Origin of the sequence: Collinsella sp. CLA-ER-H6, from assembly GCF_040092305.1 — a bacterium.
Classification (GTDB): domain Bacteria; phylum Actinomycetota; class Coriobacteriia; order Coriobacteriales; family Coriobacteriaceae; genus Collinsella.
Genome location: NZ_JBBNLS010000046.1, coordinates 1 through 638 on the forward strand (window position 1 = coordinate 1; position 638 = coordinate 638).

The window sequence follows — 638 nt, forward strand, 5'->3', positions numbered from 1 at the left end:
CTTTTCCGCTCTTCCTCCTTCTTCTCCTTCCTCCTTTTCTTTTCTCTCTTCTCTTTCCCCCCCCCTCTTTCCTTTCCTTTTCTTTTTCTCTTTTCTCTCTCCTCTCCTCCCCCTCTTCTTGACTTCCTCTGTCCTCTTTTTTTCTTTCGCTCTCCCCCTTTTCCTCCCTTCCTTTCTTCCTCTTTTTCTCTTTTCTTTCCCCTTTCTCTCTCTTCTCTCTCTCCTTCTTTCTTCTCTCTCTTTCCTCTCTCCTCCCTTCTTCCTTCCCCTCTTTTTCCCCTTCTTTTTCTCCCTTCTTTTTTCTCCCCTTTTTCCCTCCTCTCCCTTCCTTTTTTCCCCTTTCTCTCCTCCTCCTCTTTTTTTTTCCCTTTTCCCTTTCTCTTTTCTTCCCCTCCTTCTTCTTTTCTCTCCCCCTCCTTTCTCTCTCCTTCTCCCCTCCCCTGTACATCACTTCTCACTTCCGCTGCTGTTTCACTGATTGCTCTTTTATCTAATTCTTTCCCTTTTTCCTTTTTCTTCCTCTTTCTTCTTTTTCCCTTCTCTTTTCTTCCCTCCCTTCCTTCCTCCTCTCCCTCCTCTCTCTCTTTCCAACCCGTGAAGGTCATCTGCATGAGCGTCGCCAACCAAAAGCGGCTCTT

Annotated in this window: 1 protein-coding gene; it reads right to left on the minus strand. The window is 46.2% G+C overall.

The features are described from left to right. A partial coding sequence (locus AAAX77_RS09840; protein ID WP_349106101.1) for a hypothetical protein occupies positions 1–611 on the minus strand: 611 nt, incomplete at its 3' end. Positions 612–638 lie beyond the last annotated feature (27 nt).